This is a genomic window from Halioglobus maricola (genome assembly GCF_009388985.1).
Lineage (GTDB): Bacteria > Pseudomonadota > Gammaproteobacteria > Pseudomonadales > Halieaceae > Halioglobus > Halioglobus maricola.
Genome location: NZ_CP036422.1, coordinates 2,425,176 through 2,446,879, shown reverse-complemented (window position 1 = coordinate 2,446,879; position 21,704 = coordinate 2,425,176). Strand labels below are relative to the sequence as shown.

At 57.7% G+C, this 21,704-nt stretch carries 22 protein-coding genes and 1 other RNA gene; 16 read left to right on the top strand and 7 right to left on the bottom strand.

Going from position 1 to position 21,704, the window contains the following annotated elements:
• Position 1 precedes the first annotated feature (1 nt).
• From EY643_RS11135 to EY643_RS11125, 3 genes are read right to left on the bottom strand one after another with little or no spacing between them, the layout of a single operon-like run.
• Positions 2-607, bottom strand: coding sequence for a TetR/AcrR family transcriptional regulator (locus tag EY643_RS11135; RefSeq protein ID WP_152662274.1), 606 nt, complete (start codon positions 605-607; stop codon positions 2-4).
• Positions 604-3,729: an efflux RND transporter permease subunit gene (locus EY643_RS11130; protein WP_152662273.1), complete on the bottom strand. Its 3,126-nt coding sequence runs from the start codon at positions 3,727-3,729 to the stop codon at positions 604-606. The genes EY643_RS11135 and EY643_RS11130 overlap by 4 nt, the downstream gene beginning before the upstream one ends.
• A 1-nt stretch (position 3,730) precedes the next feature.
• On the bottom strand, positions 3,731-4,861 hold the full coding sequence (locus EY643_RS11125) for an efflux RND transporter periplasmic adaptor subunit (RefSeq protein WP_152662272.1): 1,131 nt from the start codon (positions 4,859-4,861) through the stop codon (positions 3,731-3,733).
• A 163-nt stretch (positions 4,862-5,024) separates the two neighbouring features.
• Here EY643_RS11125 and ffs point away from each other — a divergent pair.
• From ffs to EY643_RS11075, 11 genes are all read left to right on the top strand, one after another.
• Positions 5,025-5,121: signal recognition particle sRNA small type (ffs, locus tag EY643_RS11120), an RNA gene on the top strand.
• Between the two features lie 145 nt (positions 5,122-5,266).
• A complete protein-coding gene (gene dnaX / locus EY643_RS11115) occupies positions 5,267-7,072 on the top strand; it encodes a DNA polymerase III subunit gamma/tau (protein WP_152662271.1) in 1,806 nt (601 codons plus the stop codon).
• Positions 7,073-7,081: 9 nt separating this feature from the next.
• Positions 7,082-7,405, top strand: a complete 324-nt coding sequence (locus EY643_RS11110) for a YbaB/EbfC family nucleoid-associated protein (RefSeq protein WP_152662270.1) — start codon at positions 7,082-7,084, stop codon at positions 7,403-7,405.
• Between the two features lie 14 nt (positions 7,406-7,419).
• A complete protein-coding gene (recR, locus tag EY643_RS11105; protein ID WP_152662269.1) occupies positions 7,420-8,019 on the top strand; it encodes a recombination mediator RecR in 600 nt (199 codons plus the stop codon).
• Positions 8,020-8,068: 49 nt separating this feature from the next.
• A complete protein-coding gene (rnd, locus tag EY643_RS11100) occupies positions 8,069-9,187 on the top strand; it encodes a ribonuclease D (RefSeq protein ID WP_152662268.1) in 1,119 nt (372 codons plus the stop codon).
• A complete protein-coding gene (locus tag EY643_RS11095) occupies positions 9,184-9,456 on the top strand; it encodes a YcgL domain-containing protein (RefSeq protein ID WP_152662267.1) in 273 nt (90 codons plus the stop codon). Before rnd ends, EY643_RS11095 begins: the two co-directional genes overlap by 4 nt.
• A complete protein-coding gene (locus EY643_RS11090; protein WP_152662266.1) occupies positions 9,449-9,883 on the top strand; it encodes a YcgN family cysteine cluster protein in 435 nt (144 codons plus the stop codon). The genes EY643_RS11095 and EY643_RS11090 overlap by 8 nt, the downstream gene beginning before the upstream one ends.
• A 9-nt stretch (positions 9,884-9,892) precedes the next feature.
• Positions 9,893-10,279 carry a hypothetical protein gene (locus EY643_RS19580; RefSeq protein WP_170287366.1) on the top strand — a complete coding sequence of 129 codons (387 nt, stop codon included), beginning with the start codon at positions 9,893-9,895 and terminating at the stop codon, positions 10,277-10,279.
• The gene (locus EY643_RS11085) at positions 10,272-11,765 is read left to right on the top strand and encodes a vWA domain-containing protein (protein ID WP_170287365.1); all 1,494 of its coding nucleotides are present in this window, start codon (positions 10,272-10,274) and stop codon (positions 11,763-11,765) included. Before EY643_RS19580 ends, EY643_RS11085 begins: the two co-directional genes overlap by 8 nt.
• Positions 11,766-11,820: 55 nt before the next feature.
• Positions 11,821-12,666, top strand: a complete 846-nt coding sequence (locus EY643_RS11080; RefSeq protein ID WP_152662264.1) for an AAA family ATPase — start codon at positions 11,821-11,823, stop codon at positions 12,664-12,666.
• 6 nt (positions 12,667-12,672) lie between these two features.
• On the top strand, positions 12,673-13,848 hold the full coding sequence (locus tag EY643_RS11075) for a vWA domain-containing protein (protein ID WP_152662263.1): 1,176 nt from the start codon (positions 12,673-12,675) through the stop codon (positions 13,846-13,848).
• A 21-nt stretch (positions 13,849-13,869) separates the two neighbouring features.
• Here EY643_RS11075 and EY643_RS11070 read toward each other — a convergent pair whose 3' ends face one another.
• Genes EY643_RS11070 through EY643_RS11060 form a run of 3 tightly spaced genes read right to left on the bottom strand, consistent with a single transcriptional unit; the run spans position 13,870 to position 16,618 of the window.
• Positions 13,870-14,649 carry a TrmH family RNA methyltransferase gene (locus EY643_RS11070; protein WP_152662262.1) on the bottom strand — a complete coding sequence of 260 codons (780 nt, stop codon included), beginning with the start codon at positions 14,647-14,649 and terminating at the stop codon, positions 13,870-13,872.
• Complete coding sequence (locus EY643_RS11065; RefSeq protein WP_240732899.1) at positions 14,646-15,701, bottom strand: AraC family transcriptional regulator; 1,056 nt, start codon at positions 15,699-15,701, stop codon at positions 14,646-14,648. The genes EY643_RS11070 and EY643_RS11065 overlap by 4 nt, the downstream gene beginning before the upstream one ends.
• Before the next feature lie 20 nt (positions 15,702-15,721).
• Entirely contained in the window at positions 15,722-16,618 is an 897-nt protein-coding gene (locus tag EY643_RS11060) for an IclR family transcriptional regulator (RefSeq protein ID WP_152662260.1), read from the bottom strand.
• A 165-nt stretch (positions 16,619-16,783) separates the two neighbouring features.
• Between EY643_RS11060 and EY643_RS11055 the strand changes: the two genes are divergently transcribed.
• Positions 16,784-17,002: a glutaredoxin family protein gene (locus EY643_RS11055; protein WP_152662259.1), complete on the top strand. Its 219-nt coding sequence runs from the start codon at positions 16,784-16,786 to the stop codon at positions 17,000-17,002.
• 10 nt (positions 17,003-17,012) lie between these two features.
• Here EY643_RS11055 and EY643_RS11050 read toward each other — a convergent pair whose 3' ends face one another.
• The gene (locus EY643_RS11050; protein ID WP_152662258.1) at positions 17,013-17,447 is read right to left on the bottom strand and encodes a universal stress protein; all 435 of its coding nucleotides are present in this window, start codon (positions 17,445-17,447) and stop codon (positions 17,013-17,015) included.
• Positions 17,448-17,566: 119 nt separating this feature from the next.
• Between EY643_RS11050 and EY643_RS11045 the strand changes: the two genes are divergently transcribed.
• The 4 genes from EY643_RS11045 to EY643_RS11030 all read left to right on the top strand — a co-directional run bounded on the left by EY643_RS11045 (position 17,567) and on the right by EY643_RS11030 (position 21,618).
• A complete protein-coding gene (locus EY643_RS11045) occupies positions 17,567-18,055 on the top strand; it encodes a hypothetical protein (RefSeq protein ID WP_205743038.1) in 489 nt (162 codons plus the stop codon).
• Positions 18,056-18,127: 72 nt separating this feature from the next.
• On the top strand, positions 18,128-20,779 hold the full coding sequence (gene topA / locus EY643_RS11040) for a type I DNA topoisomerase (protein ID WP_152662257.1): 2,652 nt from the start codon (positions 18,128-18,130) through the stop codon (positions 20,777-20,779).
• Entirely contained in the window at positions 20,776-21,237 is a 462-nt protein-coding gene (locus EY643_RS11035; protein WP_152662256.1) for a DUF6586 family protein, read from the top strand. The genes topA and EY643_RS11035 overlap by 4 nt, the downstream gene beginning before the upstream one ends.
• Before the next feature lie 120 nt (positions 21,238-21,357).
• The gene (locus tag EY643_RS11030; RefSeq protein ID WP_152662255.1) at positions 21,358-21,618 is read left to right on the top strand and encodes a hypothetical protein; all 261 of its coding nucleotides are present in this window, start codon (positions 21,358-21,360) and stop codon (positions 21,616-21,618) included.
• Positions 21,619-21,704 lie beyond the last annotated feature (86 nt).

Below are 21,704 nucleotides of genomic sequence, written 5' to 3'. Positions count from 1 at the left end.
GCTAGCCGGCTTTTTCTACGCCATCCAGAAAGGCGTTGGTGCTGCTCACCAGCATGTCTTCGAGATCGGCGTTCGGCATGAACCAATCTACCTGGCCGTTGATGTTCAATACGGCAAGGCCGTGGGCGAGTGCCCAGAGCTTGATCGCGAGGTCGAGAGGATCGGCACGCTTGAGTTTTTTCGCGATACACCAGGATTCGACCGCGTCGGCGAAGTTGCTGAAACCACGTCGGCCATCCGTTTCTTCCAGTGGCTCCGATTTCTCGCTGTGTTCGCTCCACATCATATTGTAGAAAGCGGGCCGCTCTGAGACATAGCGGGTATAAGTTATTCCCAGAGAGATGATGCACTCTCTGGCGCCTGGCTCGAACTTCTCGCGAACGTCTATTACCTGCAGCCCGAGGCCGAGGAAGCAGAGTTGAGAGACCGCATCCAGCAGCGCTTCTTTGTCTTTGAAGTGGCGATAGGGCGCCGCTGCGCTGACCCCGGCACGCTTGGCTACTTCAGAGATGGCGACATCGGGCGATCCCTTTTCCTCGATCAATTCTACCGCAGCCAGAATGAGCGCATTGCGCAGGTCGCCATGATGATAGTTGCTTTGACTCATGAGGTAGCTTCCTCAGTACCGGTAACCTCTAAGCGGCCAAATCCAAAGTTATGCTGCGAGCGCACAGTGAGCAGGAACAAGGGAGGAACCAGGAAGAAAGAGATAATAGTAGAGAGCAGAACGCCGCCGGCGATGGCCATGGCGAAGGGTGGCCAGAACTGACTTCCCTCAAGTATTAGTGGCAGAAAGCCGCCAAAGGTTGTCACGGTGGTGGACACAATGTGCCGGCTCGAATCCATCACGACCTCGCGAATTGCGAGAGTGCCGCCTGCGATCGCCGCTGAGTTTGCCTGTAGCGCGGTCATGATGATGATGGCAGCGTTAATTGATACACCGATGGAGCCGATAACACCGACCAGGGACATCACGCCAAACGGGTACTGGAAGAGTGCGAGCGACAGTAGCGACAGACCCATCGAGCAAACGCATACCAGAATGGCGATGCCGGTGAGCCGCCAGGAATTGAAGGTCAGAACGATGGTGGCGATCAGGGCCGATACGATCAGACCCATGGGAGCCATGATTTTGTCGACGACTTTGGCGCGCTCATCTGTGTCGCCGCCGAAAACGAGTTTATACCCAGGCGGCAGGGGGATAGGATTTTCTGCGAGGTCCTTCTGGAAGACTTTGAACACCTCTTCCGGCAGGACGCCGCGAGTAATATAGCCCTGCACCGTGTTGATGCGCACGCCATTGAGCCGGCTGATGGGGCTTTGGGCGGGCTCCAGGGTTGGTGCACCCAGGGCATTGAGCGGTACCCCGGTAAGTGAACCAGATATAGCAGGTACTGGCAGGCGAATGTCGGCGATTCTGTCGGGCGTGCTCCACTCTGATTCGCTCAACCGAACTCGCACGGGTAATCGCTCAGTCCCCTCAAGTACTTCGCCGCCAACGCGGCCCAGCAGCGCGTCATTGAGGGCGGAAGCCGCATCTGCCAGTTGCAGATTAGCCAGGCGCAGACGCTCCTCGTCCAGATGGAAGACGACTTTCGGCGCACCGCCGATCAGGTCTGTGCTGGTGTGAATTATGTTCGGCATCTCATCCAGACGTCGTCGATAGACCTCGCCGAGCTGCTGTAGCACCGCCAGGTTCGGGCCGTGAATTTCCAGTTCTATCGGGGCATTCACGGGCGGGCCCTGATAAATACCATTGACGATTATACGGGCCTGGGGAAAGTCTCGATCCAGTTCGAGTTGTAGCGATCGAATCAGGTCATCGGTCTGGTTTTCATCCCGGGTCATGATTAGTGCTTCGGCCCAGGAGGGGATTCCGTCTTTGGTACGATAGAGATTGTAGTAAAACGCCGGCGCGCTTTCCCCGAGCGTCCAATCAACGCGCCTGATCAAGGGGTCATCGCGAAGGCGCTTGTCGAGTCGCTCTACCAGGGCCAAGCTATCGTCGATAGATCGGCCATCGGCCATTTTGACCCTGATGTACATCTGGTCCCTGTCGGTGCCGGGAAAAAACTGGGCAGTCAGTGTCGGGAAGCTGAGAAATCCAGTCAGGGGCAGAGACAAGGCGAGCGTCACGGCGGCGACAGGGTGACGCAGGCTCCAGTCCATAGCGCTCGCCAGGGCGGCACTCATTTTGCCGCCATCCATGCCACCGCTATACCAATGGCGGCTGTCTTCACGGGTACGCGGTAGTAGCCAGGCCGCCAGCACAGGCGTGACGATGAGCGCCAGCGCTGTCGAGGTCACCAGCATGATAATCACTGACTGGGCAATCACACCGATGAAGTCCCCTCCGGGGCCCGGCATCAGCGCCATGGGCATGAAGGCGAGAATGGTCGTCAGTGCAGAGGAGAGCAGCGGAATCCGCAACCGGCTGACGGCCCCGGCTATGGCGTCATAGGGTGTCTGCTCTTCAAGCAGGCGCTTGCGGATCTCGTCGGTCATGACGATTGAGCCGTCCACCAGCAGACCCAGGGCCACAATAAGGCCGCAGATGGTCATCTGGTGTAGAGCCATGCCTGTGCGTTCCATTACCACCATAGAAATCATGCCGCATAGAGGAAGGATAATGGCCACCACCACTGCAGCACGCCAGCCCAGCGTGAAAAGCAGCACCAGCAATACGAGCGAGATGCCGATAGCAAGATTTTGGGTGACCCCCACAAGACGGCTCTTGGCATAGGTGCTCTGGTCGAAGGTTAGTTCAACCAGCACGCTGGCAGGTGCCTCGGCATTGTATTGCTGCAGGAACGTCCTGAAGCCTTCCGCCCAGCGGTCTACCTGGCCGCCATCCTTCATTGCGATACCCACCAGAATCCCGGGCTTGCCCTGAATGAGGGCTTTGGTCGGGGTAGGGGTGACAGCGTCCTTGTAAACCCTGGCCAGATCAGAGATGCGGGTGACGGAGCCACTGCTGGATGTGTTGACGATCACCTCCCGAATTCGCGCCAGTGAGTCAAAATCGCCGGCGAGTTCGATCAGCATGTCGGTGCCGGCGCCGGTCGCCCTGCCGGAAGAGAACTTCGCGTCTGCTGCATGCAGCGCAGCGGATACCTGAGCCAGGCTCAGTCCGCGCGCAACCAGTGCGCTCTCGTCGACTTCCACGCGAATTTCTTCAGCGGGTTCGCCAAACACGACTGCAAGTTCGGTGCCTTCAAGGTTCCGCGCCTGGTCCGCCAGATCTTCAGCCATGCGCCCCAGCAGCGAGAGGGGGATGTCAGCACCGTCGCGGCCAGAGAGTGCCACTATCGCTGTGAAAGACTGGAACCTGTCCGTGTCGAGAAACGGCATCTGGGCCCCAGGGGGGAATTGAGGATAGGCATCTGCCAGGGCGTCGCGCACCTCTGACCAGACCCGTTCCAACTCGTGATCGGGCAGCGAATCGATGAGCCTGACCTGCATGGAAGCTACGCCCGAACTTGAGGTGGTCATCAGTTTGTCGAGCTCTGGAATTTTGCGGATTTCATCCTCGATCGGTTTGGTCACCAGCGCCTCAACCCGGTCGGGCGTGGCGCCCGGGTAAAAGGCGATGACGCTGCCGCCAAAGTTGGTTAGCGTCGGCTCTTCTTGCCGCGGGATATTGCTAAAGCTGTTTACCCCCAGGGCAAACACGCAGATGATCAGGAGCGCGAAGTAGCGAGAGTGCTTGTAGATATATTGGGCAAGCATATTATTCGACCTCGGTCGATGCAGGCCCAACGGAAACGACGGTCCCGGGGGTGATTCGGTGGACGCCGCTGGCTACTACTTCAGTGCCATCGGCGAGCGTGCCGTGCACAAATGCCTGGTCGCCCCGTATTTCGACAACCTCGACGGCCTCGCGCACAGTCACTGCAATGTCGCCATCGCGATCGAGCCTGAGCACAGTCCACAGTCCACGATTACCTTCCAGTAAAGAGGCGATAGGTAACCAGCCCCCGATGGAGGGAACCGATTCAGAGAGCAACAGGCTGACGGGCTCGCCGTCCACGGCATCGATATCTTCCGGGAGAGAGAATACGGCGGTGGTAACCCGCGTCACCGGGTCGACGTCTGGACGCACCGTCAGCAGAGGGCTGTTGAACGTCTGTCCGCGTAAGGTCAGTGTGTATTCCTGCCCTGGCACCAGGGCGCGAGCCCGGGTCACTGTGACGCCGATGTTCGCCTCGCGACCTGCGGTCTCGATAAAGTGGACCACCGGGCTGCCGGGGTTTACCACGGCACCTTCGTGAATAAATCTATCGCCAATAATGCCGTCATAGGGCGCACGGAGGCTGGCCTTCTCCAACTGGATGGCGATGCTGTGGAGCCGTGCTTCGGTGGCGACGACGCGAGATTCTAATGCTTCTGCCCGCAATCTCGTCTCATCGAATGCTTCACGTGAGACCGCGCCTGTTTCACGCAACTCCTGCTGTCGCCTGGCTTTCAGGCGGCCCAATTCGAGTTCCGAGCGAGCCTGGTCAAGATCACCCTCGGTAGCACGGTAGCTGGCGCGCAATGCGGCGTCATCCAGGCGGGCAATGATTTCGCCTTTGGCGACCGGACTGCCTTCGCGCCACGGCAGTTCGGCTACGGTGCCTGGCACCTCGAAGCCCAGATTGGCCTTGCGGCCAGCAGTGATGAGTCCCAGATACGATACCTCTCGGTCGTAGTGGTCCTGTTGGGTGTAAATCACCGGTTCTACAGTCAGCGGGACACGGGGGGAGGGTTTGTCGCCCATGGCTGTGCGTACGTGCAGGGCGCTGGACAGGCTGATCGTAATCAGTGCAGCGACGCCAATGCCAACAAGGCCACTGAATTTCGGATTGATTTGAATTGCCATGCGGCATCTCCCTGCCAGCTTGGCAGCTATGTTAACTCAATTAACATCAATGTTAGTCACATTAACATCAAAGTCAACACCGCCGCGGCGAATCGCTTGCAGCGGGAGATGGTTTGCAGCACAATACGCGCCCTCTGCAGTACTGCAGACGCTGTGGTGGCCCAGGCGGTCCCCTCGCAACGATAGATAGTGAACCCGGCCAGGCCCGGAAGGGAGCAACCGTAACTGTCAACTCGTGTGCCGGGGTGTGGCTGTTTGGGTCACCTCCAATTTCCTCCGCAGCAACGCTTACTTCTCGGCAACCTACTTCCTCCAATACGTGCGCTTTATGTTCCGGTGGCTAGGCCTCTGGTGTATCCTTCACCTTTCACGAATAACTCTTTTTCATAGAAGGCAAGACGGGGCATGTCCTACCAGGTACTTGCGCGCAAGTGGCGGCCAAAAATCTTTCGGGAAATGGTCGGCCAGGAGCACGTGCTACAGGCGCTGATCAATGCGCTCGACCACGACAGGCTGCATCATGCCTATCTTTTTACCGGCACCCGGGGGGTGGGCAAAACCACCATCGCCCGTATCCTGGCCAAATGTCTCAACTGCGAAGTAGGGGTCAGCTCCGAACCCTGTGGCGAATGCGGTTCCTGTATTGAGATAGCTGAGGGCCGTAGCGTCGATCTGCTCGAAGTAGATGCTGCCTCTCGCACCAAGGTTGAAGATACCCGGGAGTTGCTGGAGAACGTTCAGTACGCACCCACACGCTCTCGCTACAAAATTTACCTCATCGATGAGGTGCATATGCTCTCCAACAGCAGCTTCAATGCTCTGCTGAAGACGCTGGAAGAGCCTCCACCCCACGTAAAATTCTTGCTCGCGACCACTGACCCGCAGAAGTTGCTGCCGACCGTGCTATCGCGCTGTCTGCAGTTCAATCTGAAAAATATGCCACCGGACCAGATCGTTGGTCACCTGCGCAATGTGTTGGAGCAGGAGATGGTGAGTTTCGAGGAGCCGGCGCTATACCTTCTCGGGCGCGCTGCGGCGGGCAGTATGCGGGATGCCCTTAGCCTGACCGACCAGGCGATTGCCTTCGGATCTGGCAAGCTCGTTGAAGATGATGTGCGCTCCATGCTGGGTACGGTGGACCTCACGTTTGTCTACCAGTTACTGGAGGCAGTCGCTGCAGGTGACGCCGCACAGACGCTGGCCGTTGTTGAACGCATGTCCGAGCACGCTCCCGATTTCGAGGGGAGTATCGACGAGTTGATTTCATTGGCGCACCGCATAGCCGTTGCCCAGCTTGTTCCCGATGGTATCGACAACAGCTGGGGAGATGCTGAGCGTGTCGCTGCGCTGGCGCAATCGATTACTGCTGAAGACGCCCAGTTCTTCTACCAGATTGCAGTGAATGGCAAGCGCGATATGGCTTATACGCCTGATCCCCGCAGCGGGTTCGAGATGTTGCTTCTGCGGATGCTCGCCTTCAGGCCGGCAGCGGTCATTGATGCGAACCTCGCTCCAGATCAATTGCAGCCCGCGCCACAAACTGCACCTGTGGCCGCCGGGGAGGGCGGCCAGGCCGTAAAAAAGCCGAGTGAGCAGGTAGCGCCGCCGGCGGTGCCTGCGGCGGAGGCCCCTGCGCCTGTGCCACAAGCCAAGCCTGCACTGCAGACACGGCCCGATAAATCTCCAGCGGCAGCGCTCGCGCGGGAAGTTGCAACTCCGAGTCCGCCACCCGTTGCAGCACAATCGTCAGTCGCTGTCCCAACTGCGCCTTCTGCCGAGACCAAGCCCGCAAACACTATCGCAGCGCCTGCTGAATTCTCTGATCTCAATTCAGCAAATTGGCCGCAAATTCTCGAACAATTGGGCCTGCTTGGCATGGTCTATAGCATTGCCAGTAATTGCGAATTGGTTACAGTCGATGGCCACGCCCTGCGATTCATGCTGGATGAGGCCAACTCCAGCCTGTTCAACGACGGTCACAGCAATAAAATTGCCCTGGCGTTGCAGAACTACTACGGCCGCGAACTGTCCGTGTCTATAGACGTCGGTACGCCCGCGGGTGAGACACCGGCCATGCGCGCAGCTCGAGCGACACGTGAGCGCCAGCAGCAGGCGGTGAATGAGATTGATAGCGACGAGCGTTTGCAGGCGCTGATGACGCGCTTTGACGGCGCGCTTGATAGGGCTTCTATTGCCCCCACAGATTCTTGAGGAATTGATATGAAAGGTAACCTGTCAGACCTGATGAAACAGGCACAACAGATGCAATCCGACATGCAGAAAGTGCAGGATGATCTTGCCAATGCGGAGATCCAGGGTGAGTCCGGCGCGGGCCTTGTCAGCGTCACCATGACCGGGCGTCACGATGTTAAGCGTGTCCAGATCGATCCCGCGGTGCTCACGGAGGACAAGGAAGTGCTCGAAGACCTGCTCGCCGCTGCGGTGAACGACGCTGTCCGCAAGGTTGAAGCGCATAACCAGGAAGCCATGGCTGGTGTCGCCTCGGGGCTGAATATCCCCGGCGGCTTCAAAATGCCGTTCTAGGACGAGCCTCGCGAATGAAATTTAGTCCCGCATTGCAGGAACTCATGGAAGCCTTGCGTTGCCTGCCCGGTGTAGGCCCCAAATCTGCCCAACGGATGACCTTGCATCTACTGGAGCGTGATCGCGAGGGCGCCTCCAAGCTGGCCGAGGCACTGCAGGATGCGGTCGACAAGATTGATCACTGCAGTCGCTGTCGTAATTTCACTGAGCTTGATGTGTGCGAGATATGTTCCGACCTGCGCCGCGACGCTGCGACAATCTGTGTAGTGGAAACGCCCGGAGACGTGCTGGCAGTAGAGCAGAGCGGTAGTTATCGCGGCCTCTATTTTGTGTTGATGGGGCACCTCTCGCCCATCGATGGTATCGGCCCCGAGGACATTGGTCTCGACAAGTTCCAGCGCCGGGTTCTGGATGAGGGAATCAGCGAAGTGATTCTCGCCACCAATCCCACCGTGGAGGGAGAGGCCACCGCTTACTATCTTACCGATATGCTCCAGCCCCAGGGTATCAGGGTTTCTCGCATTGCCCACGGTGTGCCGCTGGGCGGTGAACTAGAATACGTAGATGGCAGTACACTGGCTCACGCGTTCTCCGGACGCAGGGTCGTAGAGTGACTGAAGTGAGCCGAGAAAGCCGAGAGCGCAACGCAAGCGCGGAGAGAATATGGACTGGAAGCTGATTGAATCCGACGAAGCGCTGGCGAATTTGATCGCCGCAAGCGCAGGTTGCACAGCGGTGATGGTCGATACAGAGTTTATGCGCCGCAACACATTTTTTCCGCAGGTAGCGGTGGTGCAGTTGTGCTTCGATGGCAGCGATGCCGCAGGCACCGCCTGGCTGATTGATCCGCTCGAAATCACTGACCCGACACCGCTGGCGGAATTGCTGCAGGACCCTTCTGTGGTCAAGGTGCTGCACTCGGCAAGTGAAGATCTCGAGGTGTTTCAGCGCTGGCTGGGTACTGTGCCCCAGCCTTTGTTCGACACCCAGAAAGCAGCGGCCTTCGCCGGGCTCGAATTTGGCATGGGCTATCGGGCGCTGATTCTCGAGCTGTGTCAGGAGGACTTGCCCAAGGGGGAGACCCGTTCTGATTGGCTCAAACGCCCCCTCACCGAATCCCAGTGCCACTACGCCGCGCAAGACGTCATTTACTTGCTGTCCGCCTACACCCAGTTGGCCAAGCGTTGTCACGATCTCGGGCGCTACGATTGGGTGCTCAGAGATGGCGCCGATGCTGCCACGTCCCTGGCCACTGCAGCCCCGGACTACTACAAACGTATTAAAAGCGCGTGGAAACTGCAGCCGCGCGAGCTGGCAGTGCTGGTGGCGGTGAGCGCATGGCGGGAGGAGGTGGCCCGGGAAAGGGACAAACCGCGCTCCTGGATTATTGATGACAAGGCCTGCCTGCAATTGGCTCAGTTTATGCCGGCCAATATGGACGATCTGCGCCAGCATGTGGAGCTTCCGCCTGCGGTGCTGCGCAAGCGCGGCGAGGTGCTTTTGGACCTGGTCGATGCTCAACAACAGGTGCCTGAGACGGAATTGCCGGCCAGGCTGCCGCCGCCGCTGGAACAGCGTCAGCGCGATCAGCTCAAGGCGCTAAAAAAACGCACAGCAGCCATAGCAGATGAATTGGGGTTACCGCCACAGGTGTTGCTGGCGGCCAAAGATTACGAATTGCTGCTGCGACCCGGTGCAGCGGAACCCTTGTCCTGGCAGGGCTGGCGCGAGGCGGTAGTGGTTGAACCACTCAAGAAAGCACTTCAGCGAGGTGAAATGTGAAGCTCATCTGTGAAATTTTCCGAAGCCCGCAGAAGGAGGAGATGTATCTCTATGTGGAAAAGGCGAAAGGGCTGGAAGATGTTCCGGAAACTCTGCTCAAGCAATTCGGTGAGGCCGAGTCTGTGATGACGATTGTTCTCACACCGGAGAGGAAGCTGGCCCGAGTGGATGTGGCCGAAGTGCTGGAACATATCGAAGCGAATGGCTTTTTCCTGCAGATGCCACCGACGCCGCAGGAGTTGTTACGTCGGAACCGAGCCAATGACTGACTGGTGGCAAAGGCCGCTACAGGAGCTCGATCGTGAGCAGTGGGAGGCGCTATGCGATGGCTGCGCCAAATGCTGCCTGCACAAATTGGAAGACGAGGACAGCGGTGAAGTGTTCTATACCAAGGTTCGCTGCCGTCTCTTGCAGGAAGACAACTGTCAGTGCACAGATTACAGCCGTCGCTCCGTTCTCGTGCCCAACTGTATCCAGTTGGAACAGGGCAATGTCGACGAGCTCGACTGGCTGCCCAGTACCTGTGCCTATCGCCTGCGAGCGGCGGGTGAGCCCTTGCCTGATTGGCATTACCTGGTGTCCGGGAGTCGCGAAACGGTGCACAACGCCGGCGTCTCTATTCGCGGCAGGGCAATTTCAGATGAATATGTGCATCCCGACGGTTACGATGAGCACATCGTGACCTGGGTGGAATAGGAGGCCCGAGTGCTCACCGAAGAATCTTATATGACGGCGATCTACGCCTATACGGCGGCAGCGGTCATGATCGCCCTGTTACTGGCCTGGTGGCTGTTGCGTCGCTGGCCCAATTTCTGGACGGCATTGATTGTCTTATTGAGTGCAGCGTTATTGTTGACACCTGCCTACCCCCAGCCGGGGGTGGAGACCATGGCGCCGGCATTCATTGTTGGTGGGTTTGAGTTGCTACTGAATGGACCGGAAGCGGCTCAGCATGCGATCAAGCCACTGTCGATTTCCTGTGCTGTCGCCCTGGGCGCTGCAGTGCTCTTGCGTCTGCTCTTTATTCGCCCGAATCGACACAAGGCAGAGGAGAGCGATGAGGCTCAGGGGGAGCAAGAGAGCGTTGCCTAAGCACATTCTTATCGCCTTATATACCAGTCTGGTACTGCTGGTAGCACCCGTACACGGTGATACCGGCGGTGCTGGCCTGAAGCCCGATCTGCGTCTGCTGATCGATATCTCCGGCAGCATGAAGACTTCTGATCCCGATAATTTGCGCGCACCGGCTATGGAGATGCTGGTCCGCCTGCTGCCGGACGGTGCCCGGGCCGGCGTCTGGCTGTTTGGCGAAGATGTAAAGATTCTGGTGCCTCATGGCGAGGTCAATGCCCAGTGGCGAGCGCAAGCTCGCGATGTCATTGGCCTGATCGACAATTCCGGTCAGCGGACCAATATCCCAGCCGCGCTAGCCGCCGCCACCTACGACTTTGAGCGGATGGATCCGGGCTATCGCACCAGTATCGTATTACTCACAGACGGCAAGGTTGATATCGCTGAATCACCCATGCGCAATGCCAGCGCCGCTCGGGAGATTCTCAACGAACGCGCACCGGCACTGGGTGCCACGGGCATTCCTGTGCACACGATCGCTTTGTCTGAGGAGGCCGATTGGAAGTTCCTGCGTTCCCTGGCGCTGGCGACCAGCGGCATTGCGGAGCAGGCCGCCACCGCGGACGCACTCAGTGGCATATTCCTGCAGTCCCTGGAACTGGTTGCCCCTGTCGCCAGAGTGCCCGTGGCCGGGCAGAGTTTTACGATTGATGCTTCTGTCGAGGAATTGACCACCCTGGTGTTCTTCAGCGGGCGCAATCAAAGCATTGCCCTGATCAGCCCATCTGGTCGGCAATACAATCCGCAAGGGAGCGGTGGTGACTGGTTTCTCAGCGAGCAGTTTGCGCTGGTGACTATTCCTGCGCCAGAGCCCGGCGCATGGCGCCTCGAAGCACCCGGTGCAAAGCAGGTCAGGGTGACAGTTATCTCCAACCTGCAGATAGAGGTAGACCCACTGCCCGCCAGTATTGCGGCGGGGCGTCAGGCTGAATTGGGGCTGCGGATTACCGAACAGGGCAAGGCGATCACTGATCCGGCCGTGCTCACCGCGTTTGAGCTGGTGGTCGATATTCTTGCCCCGGACGGCAGCCGCGAGATCATTCCCGTCAGCGCTCGCTATGAAGCCCCGCTGGATGGCGAATACCGCGTCTCGGTCCCTGTGTTCGAGCAGGCGGGTCGCTACGAATTTATGGTGCGGCTCAATGCTCAGACGCTGCAGCGCGAATTGCCACTGCACGTAGAAGTCATGCCCAAGCCCGAGCAGGCGACATTGGTGACTCGTGGCGATGAGCTTCCAGAGGATGAATATACCGCGCCATTGGCGGCCGTGGGCGCCGCAGTGTGCGCTGCGGGTCTGCTGGTCTGGTATATCCTGCGCCGGCGCAAGAAACGCAAGCTGGAAATCTGGGAGCGAAGGGCGAAGCAGGCTTCAGGTGACGGTACCGGCCAGTTTTCAATGTCCGGAATTAGCGCCGCCAAAGAGGAAGCTGGGCAACCGCTTGATTAGCGCGTTTCCCATAGGTACCCTGACCGCCCTCGCTTGTATATAGGTATTAATCCAGATGAAATTTGAAGGCACTGATCGTTACGTTGCCACTGATGATTTGCGCATGGCGGTAAACGCCGCAGTCGCGCTGCAACGCCCCCTGTTGATCAAGGGTGAGCCCGGCACCGGTAAGACCATGCTGGCTGAAGAAGTCGCAGGCGGCCTTGGTATGCGCCTTATTCAATGGCACATCAAGTCCACCACCAAGGCCCAGCAGGGCCTGTATGAGTACGACGCAGTGTCGCGTTTGCGCGATTCACAGTTGGGCGACGAGAAGGTTCACGATATCGCCAACTACATCAAGAAGGGTAAACTCTGGGAGGCTTTTGAGGCCGACGAGCAGGTTGTTTTGCTGATCGATGAGGTAGACAAGGCCGACATTGAATTCCCCAATGATCTGCTGGTGGAACTGGATCGGATGGAGTTCTTCGTCTACGAAACAGGCGAAACCATCAAGGCCAAACAGCGGCCAATCATTATCATCACCAGTAATAATGAAAAGGAGCTCCCCGACGCCTTCCTGCGCCGTTGCTTCTTCCATTTTATTAACTTCCCTGATCGCGACACAATGCGCGAGATTGTAGATGTGCACTATCCGGATATATCCAAGAATCTGGTACAGGAAGCCATGGAAGTATTCTTCGATCTGCGCGCGATTCCCGGCCTGAAGAAGAAGCCTTCAACATCCGAGTTGATCGATTGGCTGAAATTGCTGATGGCTGATGATATCCCCGATGAAATTCTCAAGGATCGCGATCCCACTAAAGCCATTCCGCCGCTGTATGGCGCACTGATGAAGAACGAGCAGGACGTTCATCTGCTCGAGCGTCTGGCGTTCATGCATCGCAGGGAAACGCGGTAAGCCGACATGCTGATTAACTTCTTCCAGGGTCTTCGCGACTCGGGCGTTCCGGTGACAACACGTGAGTTGCTCGACCTGCTGGAGGGTATGAAGCAGCGCGTGGTATTTGGTTCGATGGATGATTTTTACTACTTCAGCCGAACCTGCATGGTGAAGGACGAGAAGTATTTCGATCGTTTTGACAAAGCGTTTGGCTTGCATTTTAAAGATCTTGAAGCCCTGGACGACGTGATCGAAGCGATGATTCCGGACGACTGGTTACGATCTGAGTTTCTCAAGAACCTGAGTGAGGAAGAAAAGGCCAAAATTGAATCGCTCGGTGGTCTGGAAAAGCTCATCGAGGAATTCAAAAAGCGCCTTGAAGAACAAGAAAAACGCCATGAGGGTGGCAACAAGTGGATCGGTACCGGTGGCACTTCGCCTTTTGGTCAGGAAGGTTATCATCCCGAGGGTATCCGCGTAGGCCCCAATGGCAAGAACAAGAAAGCGGTGAAGGTCTGGGATAAACGCGATTTTAAAAATCTGGACGATAGCGTCGAACTGGGTACCCGCAATATCAAGGTGGCCATGCGCCGCCTGCGCAAGTTCGCCCGCACCGGTGCGGCCGATGAGCTGGACCTCGACGACACCATTTCCTCGACGGCCCGAAACGCTGGTCTGCTTGACATAAAGCTCGTGCCGGAACGCCACAATGCGGTGAAAGTGCTGCTGTTCTTCGATGTAGGCGGCTCTATGGACCCGCATGTGAAGGTGTGTGAAGAACTGTTCTCTGCGGCGCGCACCGAGTTCAAGCACATGGAGTATTTCTACTTTCACAATTTTCTGTATGAAAGCGTGTGGAAGAATAATATTCGGCGTCACAACGAGCGCACGCCGTTGCTGGATATCCTGCACAAGTACAGCCACGACTACAAAGTGGTATTCGTGGGCGATGCATCCATGTCGCCGTATGAAATTCTCCAACCCGGTGGCAGCGTAGAGCACTGGAACGAAGAGTCTGGCGAGATGTGGTTCCGGCGGCTGCAGGAAGTCTATGACAAGGTTATCTGGATCAATCCGGTGCCCGAGGACGACTGGCAGTACACCCAATCGGTGGGTATTACCAACAAGCTGCTGGAAGGGCAGATGTTCCCGCTGACCCTCAAGGGTCTGGAAGAGGGTATGGCCTACCTTTCCAAGTAAGTGGCTCAATCGAGTGCGGCTTCAGCCGCGCTCGATTCTCCCCGCATAAGCAATCAAGCTCGCCGTCACTGCCACATTGAGTGACTCCACCCCGTTATTCATCGGGATCGACAATTTCTGCTGCGCCAGCCTGCTCACCTTCGAAGAGACTCCGTCGGTTTCGTTACCCAGCACGAAAACACAGTGCCGTTGAGGCTGATAAGCAAACAGATCGGTTTGGGCGCTACTTTCCAGAGTGCATACGTCGAACCCATGCCGCTGGCATTGTTCCAGTGCGCCAGGCAACTCGGGGCAGGTCAGTACCGGTGCGCGATACAGTGTGCCGGCGCTTGCCTTGACCACCAACGGGCCAGGCGCTGCGTTGCCTTTTCGCGCCCACAGCAGGCCATCGATATCCCCCGCAGCAGCTGAGCGCACGATCATGCCGAGATTCTGCGGATTGGTGATGCCATCCAGTGCGAGCAGGCGCTGGGGCCGCGCTGAATCAAGCGTATCGAGATAGCCACCTACTGATTGGAATGCTGGACAGATAACATCAAGTGCTACGCCCTGGTCCTGTTTGCCATTGCGAGAAATTCTCGCGAGCTCTTCCCGGCTGTGGCGCTGTACGGGTATGCCGCGCTGTTCTGCCGCGTTGATGAGTTCCCCGACGATGCCACCCTCGCGATTGCTGTGGGCGAGATGCAGGGCATGGCATTCCAATGCTTTGTCACGCAGAGCCTCCAGGGCAGGTTTGCGGCCATACAGGGTCAACATGCGGTCGAAGTAGGCGCGTTTGTCGGCGTAGCCTTGCTCGCTCATGGGTTTGCCTCGCCCGCCAGCATGGTGGCTCGGTAGCGGCCGGGCGATACACCGGTCCACTTCTTGAAGGAGCGGTAGAAGGCGGAGTTGTCCTGGAAACCCATAACTGCCGCAATAGCATCCAGAGTCAGCTCTGGTCGGTTCATATAGTGCACGGCCAATTCCCTGCGGAAATCGTCTTTAAGTTGCTGAAAGCTGGTGCCTTCAGAGGTGAGCTTGCGGTGCAGCGTGCGCGGTGACATGTTGAGAGTCAGGGCTATCTCGCTGGCATTGGGCAGCTTCTGGTTGCTGTGTTCGGTGAGCAACTGCTTGATCTTCTGGGTAAGCGGGTTAAGACTACCGGGCGTCTCGCGCTTGACCAGATGGTAGGGTGCCTGGCGCAGAAATTCTCGCAGGGAATCCTCGGTCTGGACGATAGGCAACTGCAGGACATTATTACTCATCACGAGCCCTGAGTGATCTGTGCCGAAACGCACCGGGCAGCCGAAGATAGCCTCATAGGGCTGTGACTGGGCTGGTTCGTTGGCACGCACACGGACCTCTTGCAGAGGTAGCTCCCGGCCAATCAACCAGCTGTAGAAGCGAAACATCATCAGCAACACATTGGCATGGCCTATGTGTGCACGATTCTGCTGACTGGGCGAGCCACGTTCCAGAACGCAAAGCACATTGCCGCTCTCGCCCTGAGGGACAAACAGCGGCCCATCGTGGTGCTCGCTGTCGCGGAACTGGTCGCAGTAGTCGTAGAATTCCCGGGCGCGACGCAGAGCCTGTTCCAGGGTTGGGCAATGAATAACAAAGAGGCACATCATGCGGAACGTGCCTGGGGGCGAGTGATACTCCTGGCCAAGGCCAAAAGCCTCGTCTTGCAGCAGTTCCATTAGCAGGCCGTACAACCGGCTATAGCAATCGGTTGGAATCTGGGTTGGCAGGCTGGCTGGGTCGTCTTCGAGCGGATTGAACTCAAGGCCAATGTGGAGGAGTGCTTGCTCGACCGGATAGCCCTGTTCCCTGACCACGCGCAACAGCGTAGTCAGGGTCTTTAGGGGCATAGAATTCAAGGTGTGCTCGCTCAGCTAAAGCTTTCAGCCAGGGCGGTGACCCGGTCTGCAGACTCCTTGATACGGGCGGCGATCTCTTCGATCTTGGCGCCGGTAAGGGGTTCTTTGAAAGAGCCAGCGACGAAACACACTACCGGGAGCTTGTTCTCGACGAATACCGGTACTGAAATAGTGGAGACGTCGTAGCGAGTCTTGGGGTCGATGCGATCGAGGTGGTACTGCTCTTCACAGATGTCGCTCTGGTATTTGCGCGCAGCATCTTCGAGCTCGGTGAGGCTCCATGAGTTGTGAATACGCGATAGCTCTTTGGTGAGCTCTGTCTCGGCCTTGGTCTTGAGAGTGACCTCATAACCGCGGGCGCGTATGCCGATCACTGACACTCTGAGCTTCTGATCCAGGCGTTCGTTGTAGCCGCCGCGGGCCTCGTGCGCGCGGGTGAGCCAGGCCTCCAGGTGTTTGGCCGGAGAAAATGCGATAAAGGCTGCGGCGACAGGCGCATCGTTCGGCAGGCGCAGCCCAAGCTGGAATGAATTAATAAGCTCGGAGGCCTGTCCGTAGAGGGCGAGCAGGATCATATGCTGCTTGGAGCGTCCGGTTACAGCGAAGCCGATATCCAGGTCTGCCTGCAAGGCTTCGAGCTCAGGGCGGGCATACTCGAGTACCGGAAACTGGGCAAAAGCGGCGTTGCCCGCCGCTATAATAGAGGGCCCGAGGCGGTAGGCCTTGGTCTTGGGGTGCTGGACCAGGAAACCGTAATTTGCCATGGTGGTCAGGATAGCGTGACAAGTCGCCTTGTTGAGATTGAGCCGGCGAGTCATCTCGGTGAGGCCAAAGGCCTGGTCCGGATTGGCCATCAGCAAATCGAGAATTGCCAGGGCACGGGCGGTAGGTTGCGAAAATAGAGCCAAAGTTACTGCTCCCTCTATTAGATCACCTAGGCGATATTAGTATGAATTTTTGTACCTGATGGGTATGGTACCGCTCCAGCTCAGTGGTCATCAAGTCCCGGAGCGGGGCGTCATCGGGCGGTCATCATAGAGGCCGGAACTGGTCGAGACAATGGGGATTAATGAATGGTAACTCTTTTCGGGACATCCGCCTGTCATTTGTGTGAATTGGCAGAGGCACTGCTCGCGCAGAGAGGCATGGCGTTCGAACATGTGGATATCAGCGAGTCGGACGAACTGTTCGAGCGTTACGGCACGACCATACCGGTATTGCGCCGAGAGGACGGCGCAGAGCTGAACTGGCCTTTCGACCAGGAGATGCTGGCGGCGTTTTTAAAGCCTTGAAAGGAATTCCCTAGGAACCCACGCGAACTGCAAGGACATCGCAGGAGGCGCCGTGAAGCACGCCGTTGGCCGTTGAGCCCATGAGCAGGGCGAGGCCGTAGCGCCCGTGGCTGCCGACCACGATCAGGTCCGCACCAACCTGTTCCGCGATTGTGTGAATCTCGACTTCAGGGCGGCCCAGCAAAATATGCTGGTGGTCGGCATCAATGCCATTATTGTCGGCAAACTGGCGGAGTTGTTTGGTTGCCTGTTCCTGAATCTCGTCTTGAAGGCCGGAGAAGTCCATGGGAATGTCGACACCGTAAGCAAAACTCAGCGGTTCGATCACATGCACAAGATGAAGTTCGCAGCCGGCACCTGCCGCTATGGCTCGTGCTCTGGCGGCTACCAGTTCCGATTCTTCGCTGAGGTCGACAGCGACGACCACTTTTGAGTATTGCGACATAACTCACTCCCCATATTCGCGCATTTAGTATGCTTCTATTTATAGCATAGAATGGGCGCCGGACAACGGGGTGCAACGCTGTCTGCAACCTATGTTTGATTTGTGTCAGGTATCTATTGTTGGAACTGTTTCTCATCATTTTCATTGTCGCTGTGGCTCTTGCGCCGCTCACGCATTTTGTTCCCACCAAACGACAGCGACAGGTCTCCGGCCTGCGTGAATTTGCCGCGGTGCACGGCCTGTTTGTTGAATTTCGCGACTTGCCGGGCAGTGAGCGAGCCCCCATGGGCGGGACACGACGGCCGGAACAAATTATTTATTACGGCAAACGACTGCCGCCGTCGCGCGGCGAACCCCGCGCGAGGCTGGCCTGGCGCATCCGCGACGAGGGCTTCTATGGCGTGGGTCATCATCTTCCTGCGCCTGCCTGTATCGAGCTGTTACCCGCGGAAATACTGGCGCTTAGCCAGGAGGAGGGCAGCTGCGGTGTATATTGGCTGGAGCCGGGAGAGGAAGCCGATGTACAGCAGATTCTGGGGGCACTGGAGGCCTGGTCCGAGACGCTTGTGACCGGATTTACAGAACATCCAAAACACGATTTTTCTTGACCGCTCCCTGTCGTGGCCTTATATATGCCCCTTTTTGGCGCCACTACCGGCACCCAATGACAGCAGGATCCAATGGGAAAATCACTCGTAATCGTCGAGTCGCCAGCCAAGGCGAAGACAATCAACAAGTATCTGGGCAAAGACTTTGTGGTCAAATCCAGCGTCGGGCATATTCGCGACTTGCCCACAGCGGGTAGTTCGACCGGCAAAGTCGATCCCAAGGAACGCGCTGCCCAGGCCGCCATTACTCGCAAAATGGCGCCCGAGGAGAAAGCTGCCCATAAAAAGAAGAAAGCCCGGGAGCAGCTGATCCGCCGTATGGGTATTGACCCCGAAAACGGCTGGGACGCTAATTACCAGGTGCTCCCCGGCAAAGAAAAGGTGGTTAATGAACTGAGGAAACTGGCCGAAGATTCAGATGCCATCTACCTCGCGACCGACCTCGACCGCGAGGGGGAGGCGATCGCCTGGCACCTGCGGGAAGCGATTGGTGGAGACGACAGCCGCTATCAGCGTGTTGTGTTCAACGAGATCACCAAAAAAGCGATTACCGAAGCGTTCCATGAGCCGGCAGTACTTGATACTGACCGGGTCAATGCCCAGCAGGCGCGCCGTTTCCTCGACCGCGTTGTGGGTTACATGGTGTCGCCGCTGCTGTGGTCGAAAGTGGCGCGCGGGCTTTCCGCCGGCCGCGTGCAGTCAGTAGCTGTGCGTCTGATTGTGGAGCGAGAGCGTGAGATCCATGCCTTCGTTCCGGAAGAATACTGGGAAATTCACGCCGATCTAGACACAGGCGGCGACTCCGAGGTGAGGTTCCAGGTCAAGAAGCACAAGGGCGAGAATTTCCGCCCCGGTGATGAGACGACGGCAATGGCTGCGGCCGCCGAACTTGAGAACCTGCCTTACGCTGTGAGCAAGCGCGAGGACAAACCTACCCGTTCCAAGCCTCCAGCGCCCTACATTACCTCGACCCTGCAGCAGGCGGCGAGCACGCGGCTGGGCTTTTCGGTCAAGAAAACCATGATGCTGGCCCAGCGCCTTTATGAAGCAGGCTACATCACCTACATGCGTACCGACTCTACCAATCTGAGTGCGGAAGCGGTGTCTGCCTGTCGTGGCTACATCGGCGACAATTTCCCGCCCAGCTATCTGCCTGAATCGCCCAACCTGTATTCCTCGAAAGAGGGTGCCCAGGAGGCGCACGAGGCGATTCGTCCCTCAGACGTGAACGTGCCCCAAACCGCCCTCAAGGGTATGGAGCGCGATGCAGAGCGCTTGTACGAGTTGATCTGGCGCCAGTTTGTGGCAGGCCAGATGCCCGCGGCGGAATACACGGCTACCACTGTGACCGCTGCAGCGGGCGACTATGAGTTGACCGCCAAAGGCCGAATCATTCGCTTTGATGGCTACACCCGGGTGCAGGCACCGGCAGCGCGCAAGGGCGACGACACCGTGTTGCCCGACCTCAAGGAAGGGGATGATCTTGGCCTGAAGAAGCTCGACCCGGCCCAGCACTTCACCAAACCCACGCCGCGCTACGGCGAGGCGAGCCTGGTGCGTGAACTTGAGAAGCGCGGCATTGGCCGCCCCTCTACCTACGCATCCATTATTTCCACTATCCAGGACCGCGGGTATGTCCGGCTGGAGAACAAGCGCTTCTACGCGGAGAAAATGGGCGACGTGGTAACCCAGCGTCTGCAGAAGAGCTTTACAGAACTGTTGGACTACGGTTTTACCGCGAGCATGGAAGAGCGGCTGGACGACGTTGCGGAAGGAAAACGCGACTGGCGTGACCTGCTTGATGCGTTTTACGCCGAGTTCAGTGAGCTGCTGGAGAAGGCCGGCGAGCCCGAGCCGGTAGGCATGCAGCCCAACGAACCCACCATGACTGACATTGAGTGCAGCAAGTGCGCACGGCCGATGCAGATCCGCACTGCCAGTACTGGTGTCTTCCTCGGTTGTTCTGGTTATGCCTTACCCCCCAAGGAGCGCTGCAAGAATACGATCAACCTGACGTCTGGCGACGAGGCCATTCGCGAAGATGCGGACGACGAGGCCGAATCTCGCCAATTGCTGGAACGGCATCGCTGCGCGAAATGTAACGCGGCCATGGACAGCTACCTGATCGACGAGGACCGCAAGCTGCATGTGTGCGGCAACAACCCCGATTGCGATGGCTTCGAAGTGGAGTTCGGCAAGTTCAAGATCAAGGGCTATGAAGGCCCGACACTTGAGTGCGACAAGTGTGGCAGCGAGATGCAGCTCAAGAATGGCCGCTTCGGCAAGTACTTCGGCTGTACTAACGAGGATTGCAAAAACACGCGTAAATTGTTGCGCAGCGGCGAGCCTGCACCACCCAAAATGGACCCGGTACCCATGCCGGAACTGGCTTGTGAGAAAGTGGATGACACCTATGTGCTCCGCGATGGCGCCGCCGGTATGTTTCTTGCCGCCAGTGGTTTCCCGCGCAATCGTGAAACCAGGGCACCATTCGTGGACGAGCTGCTGCCGCACAAGGCAGAGATCGATCCCAAATATAAGTTCATCTTCTCTGCGCCCACTGAAGACGACGACGGCAATCGTGTCCAGGTGCGTTATAGCCGCAAGACCAAAGAGCAGTACGTGATGACCGAGAAAGACGGTAAAGCCACTGGCTGGAAAGCGTTTTATCGCGGTGGTAAGTGGGACGTCGAGCAGAGTAAGAGCAGGGCTAAAAAGAAGTGAGCTCTGCGCGGGGGCGGGCAAACCAGTCGCTGTATCTGGCCCGGATTCTGCTCCAGGCCTGGCGCGGCGACCTCGCTGCCGAAACGGTAGCGGGCAAAACCCTGGCCAGTGCTTACCTTCCTGCTACCCGGGCGCATCTGGCCAATGCCTACGGCTGGTTTCTCCTGGAGATAGCGCGTCCGGGAGCGCTTCCTTCCTCACCACCGCAAAGCCTTGCTGAGCTGCCCGAGATAGCCGAGGGCAAGGCGATCGCTGGCGAACTTCGTGAGTTTCAACACCTGGAACAAGACGGCTGGATAGGGGAGATGCTCGCTGCCGACACCATGCCAGTGCAGGCTTTATCGCCGAACAACCTCGCCGTGTCCGCAGTAGAGTCCGGCCCTGAGCAGGTCGAAACCTGGGCAAATCTTTTGCAACAATTGTTTGATCGTATGGGCGATTCTCTCGACGAGTACTGAGCACCGCGTCACAACAATTATGAGAATAAGTGCTATCGAGTGCTGGGGCCTGCTGTTATGATTGAGGTGCAGTTTTAGCGACATGTTCGCAAAATGTTCTCAACAACAGAGGTCTATTGAGTGTCTGCATCCTTACTGGAGATTGTCGATCTGGGTGATGGTGAAATCGTTCTGCAACGCGCTGACGATGACTCCGCTCCGCTGGTGACCATACAGTTCTCCGACGAATCGCGCATGTATCTGATGGATAACGGACTGGAAGTGGCAAAGGCCATGATTCAGGCTGGTATTCAGGCCGCGTCCAACCTTATGGAACAGAATGAAGCAGAGGCAGACGCCGAAGCTTACGCTGAGCCAGAGGCACCTCGCGTCCTGCACTGACAGGCTCGATTTAAAATTCGCCGGGGTAAGATGCCGGCCCCCTGCAAGCCCTGAAAGGGGCCTGTCGAAGCCCCTCCCGCTGTCGA

Coding starts and splice junctions, on each gene's coding strand:
- EY643_RS11135 (WP_152662274.1), bottom strand. CDS start 607: ATGAGTCAAAGCAACTATCATCATGGCGACCTGCGCAATGCGCTCATT.
- EY643_RS11130 (WP_152662273.1), bottom strand. CDS start 3,729: ATGCTTGCCCAATATATCTACAAGCACTCTCGCTACTTCGCGCTCCTG.
- EY643_RS11125 (WP_152662272.1), bottom strand. CDS start 4,861: ATGGCAATTCAAATCAATCCGAAATTCAGTGGCCTTGTTGGCATTGGC.
- dnaX (WP_152662271.1), top strand. CDS start 5,267: ATGTCCTACCAGGTACTTGCGCGCAAGTGGCGGCCAAAAATCTTTCGG.
- EY643_RS11110 (WP_152662270.1), top strand. CDS start 7,082: ATGAAAGGTAACCTGTCAGACCTGATGAAACAGGCACAACAGATGCAA.
- recR (WP_152662269.1), top strand. CDS start 7,420: ATGAAATTTAGTCCCGCATTGCAGGAACTCATGGAAGCCTTGCGTTGC.
- rnd (WP_152662268.1), top strand. CDS start 8,069: ATGGACTGGAAGCTGATTGAATCCGACGAAGCGCTGGCGAATTTGATC.
- EY643_RS11090 (WP_152662266.1), top strand. CDS start 9,449: ATGACTGACTGGTGGCAAAGGCCGCTACAGGAGCTCGATCGTGAGCAG.
- EY643_RS11080 (WP_152662264.1), top strand. CDS start 11,821: ATGAAATTTGAAGGCACTGATCGTTACGTTGCCACTGATGATTTGCGC.
- EY643_RS11075 (WP_152662263.1), top strand. CDS start 12,673: ATGCTGATTAACTTCTTCCAGGGTCTTCGCGACTCGGGCGTTCCGGTG.
- EY643_RS11070 (WP_152662262.1), bottom strand. CDS start 14,649: ATGAGCGAGCAAGGCTACGCCGACAAACGCGCCTACTTCGACCGCATG.
- EY643_RS11065 (WP_240732899.1), bottom strand. CDS start 15,701: ATGCCCCTAAAGACCCTGACTACGCTGTTGCGCGTGGTCAGGGAACAG.
- EY643_RS11055 (WP_152662259.1), top strand. CDS start 16,784: ATGGTAACTCTTTTCGGGACATCCGCCTGTCATTTGTGTGAATTGGCA.
- EY643_RS11050 (WP_152662258.1), bottom strand. CDS start 17,447: ATGTCGCAATACTCAAAAGTGGTCGTCGCTGTCGACCTCAGCGAAGAA.
- topA (WP_152662257.1), top strand. CDS start 18,128: ATGGGAAAATCACTCGTAATCGTCGAGTCGCCAGCCAAGGCGAAGACA.